General features: G+C 48.0%; 2 rRNA genes. Both read left to right on the forward strand.

The annotated features are described in order from the left end of the window. Window positions 1-122 precede the first annotated feature (122 nt). Window positions 123-3,039: ribosomal RNA gene (locus RD055328_RS02120) — 23S ribosomal RNA — on the forward strand. A 62-nt stretch (window positions 3,040-3,101) separates the two neighbouring features. Beyond that, a 5S ribosomal RNA gene (gene rrf / locus RD055328_RS02125) occupies window positions 3,102-3,218 on the forward strand.

A 3,218-nucleotide genomic window follows, 5' to 3' on the forward strand; every position in this document is an offset into this window, starting at 1 on the left:
ACTTCGTACCTTGAAAACTGAATACTAACGAAAAAAGAAACACCGAAAACTGCGCGTTTAGAGTTATCTAAACACAATTTTTTTAAAAAGATTTATTATGAACCAATTATAATCTTGATTTAGGTTAAGTTATAAAGGGCGCATGGTGGATGCCTAGGCACTAGGAGCCGATGAAGGACGGAACTAACACCGATATGCTTCGGGGAGCTGTACGTAAGCTTTGATCCGGAGATTTCCGAATGGGGGAACCCAGTTGTTTTAATCGACAACTACTTGTAAGTGAATACATAGCTTATAAGAGGAAGACGCAATGAACTGAAACATCTAAGTAGTTGCAGGAAGAGAAAGAAAATTCGATTCCCTGAGTAGCGGCGAGCGAAACGGGAAGAGCCCAAACCAGAGAGCTTGCTCTTTGGGGTTGTAGGACAGATGTTGTGAGAACAAAAGGTAGAGATAGTTGAATAGTTTGGGAAGACTAACCAAAGAGGGTGACAGTCCCGTAAACGAAATCAAAACCACTCCAATCTGTATCCTGAGTACGGCGGAACACGAGAAATTCCGTTGGAATCCGGGAGGACCATCTCCCAAGGCTAAATACTCCCTAGTGACCGATAGTGAACCAGTACCGTGAGGGAAAGGTGAAAAGCACCCCGGGAGGGGAGTGAAATAGATCCTGAAACCATGTGCCTACAAATAGTCAGAGCTCGTTAATGAGTGATGGCGTGCCTTTTGTAGAATGAACCGGCGAGTTACGTTTGCATGCGAGGTTAAGTAGAAGATACGGAGCCGTAGCGAAAGCGAGTCTGAAATGGGCGACATAGTATGTAGACGTAGACCCGAAACCAAGTGACCTACCCATGGCCAGGTTGAAGATGAGGTAATACTTATTGGAGGACCGAACCCACGTATGTTGAAAAATGCGGGGATGAGCTGTGGGTAGCGGTGAAATTCCAAACGAACTTGGAGATAGCTGGTTCTCTCCGAAATAGCTTTAGGGCTAGCCTCGAGGTAAGGATCATGGAGGTAGAGCACTGTTTGGACTAGGGGCCCGTCAAGGGTTACTGAATTCAGATAAACTCCGAATGCCATTGATTTATACTCGGGAGTCAGACTATGAGTGATAAGATCCGTAGTCGAAAGGGAAACAGCCCAGATCACCAGTTAAGGTCCCAAAATCTATACTAAGTGGAAAAGGATGTGGGGTTGCTTAGACAACTAGGATGTTGGCTTAGAAGCAGCAATTCATTTAAAGAGTGCGTAACAGCTCACTAGTCGAGTGACCCTGCGCCGAAAATGTACCGGGGCTAAGTATAGTACCGAAACTGTGGATGTATCGTAAGATATGTGGTAGGAGAGCGTTGTATAAGGGAAGAAGCTGTACCGTGAGGAGCAGTGGACTTTATAGAAGTGAGAATGCCGGTATGAGTAGCGAAAGACCAGTGAGAATCTGGTCCACCGTATGACTAAGGTTTCCTGGGGAAGGCTCGTCCGCCCAGGGTTAGTCGGGACCTAAGATGAGGCCGAGAGGCGTAATCGATGGATAACAGGTTGATATTCCTGTACTAGTATATATTGTTTGAACAATGGAGGGACGCAGGAGGATGATGTGAGCACGCGGCTGGAAAAGCGTGTCCAAATATCAAGTTTTGTTGTGAGTCAAATGCTTGCGACTATAAGGACAAGGTATGATGGGGAGCGAAATATAAGTAGCGAAGCACAATAACTCACACTGCCAAGAAAAGCTTCTAGTTAGATATATACTACCCGTACCGCAAACCGACACAGGTAGTCGAGGAGAGTATCCTAAGGTGTGCGAGAGAACTCTCGTTAAGGAACTCGGCAAAATGACCCCGTAACTTCGGGAGAAGGGGTGCTGATCGAAAGGTCAGCCGCAGTGAATAGGCCCAAACAACTGTTTATCAAAAACACAGGTCTATGCAAAATCGTAAGATGACGTATATGGGCTGACGCCTGCCCGGTGCTGGAAGGTTAAGAGGATGAGTTAGCTTCGGCGAAGCCCAGAATTGAAGCCCCAGTAAACGGCGGCCGTAACTATAACGGTCCTAAGGTAGCGAAATTCCTTGTCGGGTAAGTTCCGACCCGCACGAAAGGCGTAATGATTTGGGCACTGTCTCAACGAGAGACTCGGTGAAATTATGATATCCGTGAAGACGCGGATTACCCGCGACAGGACGGAAAGACCCCATGGAGCTTTACTGTAGCTTGATATTGAGTTTTTGTATGACATGTACAGGATAGGTAGGAGCCGTTGAATTCGGAACGCTAGTTTCGAAGGAGGCATTGGTGGGATACTACCCTTGTTATATGAAGGCTCTAACCCTCGCCGGCAATCACGGTGGGAGACAGTGTCAGGTGGGCAGTTTGACTGGGGCGGTCGCCTCCTAAACAGTAACGGAGGCGCTCAAAGGTTCTCTCAGAATGGTTGGAAATCATTCGCAGAGTGTAAAGGCACAAGAGAGCTTGACTGTGAGACTTACAAGTCGAGCAGGGACGAAAGTCGGACTTAGTGATCCGGTGGTACCGCATGGAAGGGCCATCGCTCAACGGATAAAAGCTACCCTGGGGATAACAGGCTTATCTCCCCCAAGAGTTCACATCGACGGGGAGGTTTGGCACCTCGATGTCGGCTCATCGCATCCTGGGGCTGTAGTCGGTCCCAAGGGTTGGGCTGTTCGCCCATTAAAGCGGTACGCGAGCTGGGTTCAGAACGTCGTGAGACAGTTCGGTCCCTATCCGTCGCGGGCGTAGGAAATTTGAGAGGAGCTGTTCCTAGTACGAGAGGACCGGAATGGACATACCTCTGGTGTACCAGTTGTTCTGCCAAGGGCATCGCTGGGTAGCTATGTATGGAAGGGATAAACGCTGAAAGCATCTAAGTGTGAAGCCTCCCTCGAGATGAGATTTCCCATTCCGTTAAGGAAGTAAGGCCCCTTATAGAATATGAGGTAGATAGGCTGAGCGTGGAAGTACAGTGATGTATGGAGCGGATCAGTACTAATAGGCCGAGGGCTTAACCGAAGCGGTTTTCGGAGTTTTTTTAAAAGCGTTAGTATTTAGTTTTCAAGGTACGAGGGAAGAAGTGTGGTGACGATGGCAAGAAGGATACACCTGTTCCCATGTCGAACACAGAAGTTAAGCTTCTTAACGCCGATAGTAGTTGGTGGGAAACTGCCTGCGAGGATAGGAAGTTGCCACGC

Source organism: Companilactobacillus sp. RD055328 (genome assembly GCF_022835675.1).
GTDB lineage: Bacteria > Bacillota > Bacilli > Lactobacillales > Lactobacillaceae > BQUT01.